This window comes from Streptomyces apocyni (assembly GCF_009739465.1).
In the GTDB taxonomy this organism is placed as follows: Bacteria; Actinomycetota; Actinomycetes; order Streptomycetales; family Streptomycetaceae; genus Streptomyces; species Streptomyces apocyni.
Map to the genome: position 1 here is coordinate 487,756 of NZ_WHOM01000036.1, position 6,000 is coordinate 493,755.

The following is a 6,000-nucleotide window of genomic DNA, read 5'->3' on the forward strand; positions in this document are numbered from 1 at the left end:
GGCCCGAGCTTCGTGGTTGCGGGCGGTTGCGGAATGCGAGTGGTGGGGTGTGGCCTGGCTGTGCCGGTGTCTGCGACCCGGGCCGGAGGTCGGCAGGGGTCGGCGGTCTGCTGGCGGCCGTCGCCCAGCGCCGGCGCTGAGTAAGGGCCTGGCCAGGGGGCAGGGCCGGTGAGCCGAGCTGGGGGCTGCTCGGCGACCCCATCCGACCCCTGTCGGAGGTAAAAGGAGACTTTGGGACACCAAGCCGCCCCTTTTGCCCGGCTTTTGGTGGCCCAAAGTCGCACTTCCCTCCCCGACCTGACCCCGCCAGCCCCAGACGTACCCTCCCGCCCCACCTGTCCCACCTGGTGGTGGTCGCCAGACCGCACAGCGCTCCCCTGCGGCGCTCGCGCGCCCGGTCACCCCACCGGCCCGCAGCCGCCAAGCCGCGAGCACACTCCCACCCGACCCACGCGCGCTCGACCACCAGCCCGCAGCCGCTAAGCCGGGGGCCACACCACCCCCGGCGCCCGCGAGCCCCCACGGCCTGCGGCCGCTGAGCCGGGGCCGGACCAGCCCGCCCCTCTCGTGCACACCCGTGACCCCCACCACCCGCAGACGCTGAGCCGGTGTCGCACCACCCACCCCCCTCGTGCGCCCCAACAACCCATCCGCACCCGGCAGCGAGACTCGCGCCACTCCCTCACCTCCGCCGCCGCCTCCCCTGGGCCGTCCTCCCACGGTCTGCATAGCGGGGACGGGTCGGGTGTCAAGGGTGGAGCGACAGCGGAATCGGCGCAGCCGACGCGACCAAAGGGAGCGCCCTTGACAGCCGGCCCGGCCCCGCGACCATCGAACGACGAGGGCGGCCATCCCCGCACCCCACGGACACTGGGGCACCCCGGCGCCGCCCCGCCCCCCAGCCCGTGCGGGGCGCCCCCGGCACCGTCCCCGCTCCACCCCAGCGGGGCTGGATCGGCGAGCTCTTCGCGCTAGTTCTCGCTCGGCGGCGGGGCAGGTCGAGCTGGCTCATCTGGCGACCTCTGGCATGCAGCGCGAATGGCGGCCGTACCGCCGGACCGGGCCAGGGTCGCACGCAGCCTGCACTGGGGAGTCGCGGTCAGGTTTGACCTCAAGTCCGGTTGAGCTTGCAGGATTTCATCAGGAGCGACGCCAACCGGCGTCACGACGGCTCAGGCACTACAGGCACTACAGGCCAGTGAGGACGCAGTATGAGTACCGGTTCCGGCTTCTACTCGATCATCGACTACACGGTCGACAGCGCACAGACCCAGGAAGAACTGGTGGCGGCCTTCGCCAAGATCCAGGAAGAGTGGGTGCGCTTCTATCCCGGGTACCGGTCAGCTCGATTCCATGTGAGCACCGACGGCACCCGCGTCTACAACATCGTCCACTGGGCGCGCGAGGCGGACTACCGCAACTTCGTCGAGACGTCCGACACCGAGGGACGCATGGCGGCCATCCAGCAGGCGCTGGACGGGCTCGCCGGTAAGGCGGAGCCGCGTATGAGTGGAGCCCCGACCTACCGGGTCGTACGTGAGATCAGTCCTCAGACCCAGACCCAGACCCAGACGCCGTCACGGCGGGCTCCGGGGGCGTGACTCACTTCCTGCGGCTGCACCTGCACCCGGTGCGTGCGCCGGAGTCGCCGCGTGCCTACGGTGGAGGTAGGCGCCACCTTGCCGAGACCGACCGGACCGACCGGGCCGACCGGACCGAGGAGCTTGCGATGGTGGAGCGTGCGGCAGCCGCTCGTGACGCGCTCGTGGACGGGCGTGAGGCGTATCGGCGCCGGGACTGGTCGCAGGCCTACGAGTGGTTGTCGGACACCGACGCACGGGCGCCACTCGCGGCCGAGGACGTGGAGTGCCTCGCCACGGCCGCGTATCTGGGCGGGCATGAGGAATCGGCGTTCCTCGCTTGGGAGCGGGCCTGCCGCGCCTTCCACGAGGCGGGCGCGACCGGTCGCGCCGTGCGGTGCGCCTTCTGGCTCGGCATCACCCTGGCTCTGCGGGGCGGGCACGCGCGGGCGGGTGGGTGGTTCACGCGGGCGGCGCGGTTCCTGGAGGAGTCGGGCGAGGACTGCGTGGAGCGTGGGTACCTGCTGGTGCCCGGCGGTGTTCAAGCTCTCGGGACCGAGGACTTTGATCGGGCTCTCGCCGCCTTCGCCGAGGCCGAGCGCATCGCCCTGCGGTTCGGGGACGCCGATCTCACGGCGCTCGGCAGGCTCGGTCAGGGGCAGGCGCTGATCGGGGCGGGTGACGCCGCGCGCGGTACGCCGCTGCTCGACGAGGCGATGGTCGCCGTGACGGCCGGAGAGGTCTCCCCCATCGCCGCGGGGATCGTCTACTGCGCGGTGATCATCGCCTGCCGGGACACGTTCGACGTACACCGCGCCACGGAGTGGACGGAGGCCCTCAGCCGTTGGTGCGACGGGCAGCACGGGCTCAAGCCGTACCGCGGGCAGTGCCTCGTCCACCGGTCGGAGATCATGCAGCTGCGCGGCGCGTGGGGCGACGCGTTGGCCGAGGTACGGGATGCCTGTGCTCACCTGGCGGACGGCGACGGCACCGACCCGGCCCTCGGCATGGCCCAGTACCAGCGGGCCGAACTGCTCCGGCTCCGCGGCGCCTTCGCGCACGCCGAGGAGGCCTACCGTCAGGCCGACCTCTGGGGCCACCCGCCGCAGCCCGGCCTCGCACTCCTGCGCCTCGCCCAGGGCCGCACCGCCGACGCCGAGGCCGCCATCCGCAGGGTCGCGGCGCAGGCCGAGGGCGACCGGGTACGGCGCGCCCGGATTCTCGCCGCCTACGTCGAGATCGTGCTGGCCGCCGCCGACACCGGCGGCGCGCGCGAGGCCGCCGAGGAGCTCGGCAAGGCAGCGGACAACCTCGGGTCGTCGTATCTCCGCGCGGTCGCGGCGGGCGCCAGCGGCGCCGTCCTGCTCGCGGAACGGGACACGTCCGGCGCGTGGGACGCCCTGAGCGCGGCTCGGGCGACGTGGCAGGAGCTGCGGGTCCCGTACGAGGCGGCGCGGGTGGGCGTCCTGATGGCCAAGGTGTGCGCGCTGCTCGGCGACCATGACACGGCTCAGCTGGAGCTGGACGCGGCCCGTACGGTCTTCGAACAGCTCGGCGCCGCCCCAGAGCTCGCCCGCGTGCAGCGGGTATCGAGCCAGGTGTCCGGGCGGGCATCCGGGCGGGCATCCGGGCGGGCATCCGGTTCCGGCCCTCCCCTTCCCGACGGGCTGACCGCACGTGAGGCGCAGGTACTGCGGCTCGTGGCCGGAGGCGCCAGCAATCGGGAGATCGCCGCCACGCTCGTGATCAGCGAGAAGACGGTGGCCCGCCATCTGAGCAACATGTTCGCCAAACTGGGTCTCTCCAGCCGGTCCGCCGCCACCGCGTACGCCTACGAGCACGGCCTCACAGGGCAATACAGCTAGCGCCCCAGACCTGCCTCCTGCCATCTGCCACCCTGGCCGCCTGCCCCGCATGGGTCGTTCGACCCATGCTCCGGCGCCCCCTCTGATCTGCACGATTCGCCCGATGCGGTGCGTGCGCCGCCGGGCGGAGACTCGCCGTGTAGTACCCGAAGAAGCAGGGAGCCTCGGAGAGGAGGCAGTGATGAGCACAGCCACCGCACACGACGCCAGGCGGAGTCTGCTGGCGGACATTCCACTCACCGAGCACCGACGTGACCTCGCCGGAGTGTCGACCGCCGTCCTGGAGGGCGGCAGCGGGCCGTCCGTCGTGCTCCTGCACGGCGTCGGCCAGTCATGCACCGTATGGATTCGGGTGATTCCGGAGCTGGTGGGCGACTACTCGCTGGTGGTTCCCGACCTGCCGGGGCACGGCGCCTCCGAGATCGAGGACGGTCGCCCGCCCACCGCCGACCTGGCCGTGGAGTGGCTCGCGGCACTCGTTCGGGACACCTGTCCCGCTCCGCCCATCCTGGTGGGACACAACATCGGCGGCGCGGTCGCCGCCCGGTTCGCGGCCGCGCACTCCGGGCTCATCGCGGGGCTCGTACTCGCTGACGCCTTCGGCCTGGGCCCCTTCCGCCCGGAGCCGAGGTTCGCCCTCACGGTCGCCGCGTTCCAGATGCGGGCCACCGAGCGCAGCCGGGACCGCATGCTGGGGCGCTGCATGGTGGACTTCGGCTCGGTCCAGCGTGACATGGGCGAGCACTGGGACCGGATCGCCGACTATGTCCTCGACCGGGCCCACGCCCCCGGCGCGAAGGCCCGGGGCCGCAGGATGTTCAAGGAGCTCGCGCTGTCGCCCATCCCCGCCGCCGACCTCGGTCGCATCGACGTTCCCACGACGCTGATCTGGGGTCGGCAGGACCCGGAGACGCGGCTGAGGTTCGCCGAGCAGGCCGCCGCACAGTACGGCTGGCCGCTGCACATCCTCGAGGGCTGTGGCGCCGACGCCAACATCGAAGACCCCGACGCCTTCGTGGCCGCGCTGCGCACCGCCCTCCCGGCCACCTAGCGATGAAGCGGGAAAGGAGTACGGCCATGACCGCCCCCACCCAACACCACTCGCCCGAACACCCCTCACCCCAACACCCCTCGCCCGACCAGATCCGCGCCGCCTGGGACGCGCTCGCCCCGGACTTCGACCGGCACACCACGCCGCACACCATGCTGTTCGCCGAGCACATCCTGTCCGGCGTACGGATCGACTCCGGCACTCGGATGCTGGACGTGGCCGCCGGGAGCGGTGCTCTCGCTCTCCCGGCGGCGCGGCGGGGTGCGCGTGTGGTCGCCGTGGACATCGCGCCGACGATGGTGGACCGTCTCGTCCAGCACGCCCGTGAGGAGGGCCTGACCGAGGTCGACGCGCGCGTCATGGACGGCGAGCACCTGGAGCTGGGCGATGACACGTTCGACGTGTCCGCGTCACTCAATGGCGTGTCGCTCTTCCCTGACCTGCGGCGCGGGCTGACGGAGATGGTGCGCGTGACCCAGCCCGGCGGTACGGTGCTGGTCGCCGCCGCTCGCCTGGCCGCAGCAGGTGGAGTTCATCGGCTGGACGATGGGCGCGCTGCGGGCCGCCGTGCCGGGCTTCGTGCCGCTGCCCACCGATCCGCCGCCGCTGCCGTTGCGGCTCGCCGACCCGGACCGGCTCACGGCGGAACTGCGGGAGGCGGGTCTGCGGGATGTCACGGTGCGCGCGGAGACGCTGGACACGCGCTTCGCCTCCGCCACGGAGCTGCTTGACATGCTCCGCAGCAGCAACCCGATCGGCGCCCAGTGGATCGCCGGGCTCACCGAGGCGCAGGCCGCGGAGGTCCGGCAGATCCTTGACGGCATGCTCCGCGAACGCTCTGGCGACGGTCCGGGTGCCGTCCTCCACGCGGTGCTGAACATCGGCACGGGCACAGTCCCCGCTCCCTAGAGAGCTGAGCTGCCCCTAGCAAACCCGCCCAGCCGCCTCAGGCAACAGACCCGATCCGCCGCGCCGACGCCGCGTCCCCGTCGTGGTGGATCGGCGTATGCGCACCGGTCAGCGAGACCCCGCTCCCGCCCCGCCGCGCCGCGACGATCTCCGCCGCGATGGACAGGGCCGTCTCCTCGGGCGTACGCGCCCCGAGGTCGAGGCCGATCGGGGAGCGTAGGCGGGCCAACTCAAGCTCGGTCACACCGACTTCGCGCAGGCGGCGGTTGCGGTCTTCGTGGGTGCGGCGGGATCCCATGGCGCCGATGTAGGCGACCGGGAGGGTGAGGGCGAGTTTGATGAGCGGGACGTCGAACTTGGCGTCGTGGGTGAGGACGCACAGCACCGTGCGGCCGTCGACCTCCGCCCTCGTACGCTCCAGAAACTTGTGGGGCCACTCCACGACGATGTCGTCCGCCTCGGGGAAGCGGGTGCGGGTGGCGAATACCGGGCGGGCGTCGCAGACGGTGACGTGGTAGCCGAGGAACTTGCCGACCCGTACCAGCGCCGACGCGAAGTCGATCGCGCCGAACACGATCATCCGGGGCGCGGGCAC

General features: G+C 72.4%; 5 protein-coding genes and 1 pseudogene. 5 read left to right on the forward strand and 1 reads right to left on the reverse strand.

Features of this window, described 5'->3' with window-relative positions:
• Positions 1-1,211 precede the first annotated feature (1,211 nt).
• From GCN81_RS05795 to GCN81_RS32230, 5 genes and pseudogenes are all read left to right on the forward strand, one after another.
• A complete protein-coding gene (locus tag GCN81_RS05795) occupies positions 1,212-1,601 on the forward strand; it encodes an antibiotic biosynthesis monooxygenase (RefSeq protein WP_156722343.1) in 390 nt (129 codons plus the stop codon).
• A 128-nt stretch (positions 1,602-1,729) separates the two neighbouring features.
• Positions 1,730-3,445 (forward strand): LuxR C-terminal-related transcriptional regulator, encoded by a 1,716-nt coding sequence (locus tag GCN81_RS32845; protein ID WP_156722344.1) that lies wholly within the window; start codon positions 1,730-1,732, stop codon positions 3,443-3,445.
• A 181-nt stretch (positions 3,446-3,626) separates the two neighbouring features.
• Positions 3,627-4,496, forward strand: a complete 870-nt coding sequence (locus tag GCN81_RS05805; RefSeq protein ID WP_156722345.1) for an alpha/beta fold hydrolase — start codon at positions 3,627-3,629, stop codon at positions 4,494-4,496.
• A gap of 206 nt (positions 4,497-4,702) precedes the next feature.
• A pseudogene (locus tag GCN81_RS32225) lies at positions 4,703-4,948 on the forward strand (class I SAM-dependent methyltransferase); the annotation flags it as partial.
• Between the two features lie 73 nt (positions 4,949-5,021).
• Positions 5,022-5,405, forward strand: coding sequence for a hypothetical protein (locus GCN81_RS32230; RefSeq protein ID WP_231626397.1), 384 nt, complete (start codon positions 5,022-5,024; stop codon positions 5,403-5,405).
• Between the two features lie 37 nt (positions 5,406-5,442).
• Here GCN81_RS32230 and GCN81_RS05815 read toward each other — a convergent pair.
• The coding region (locus GCN81_RS05815; protein WP_197287490.1) for an XdhC family protein at positions 5,443-6,000 on the reverse strand (558 nt) is incomplete at its 5' end.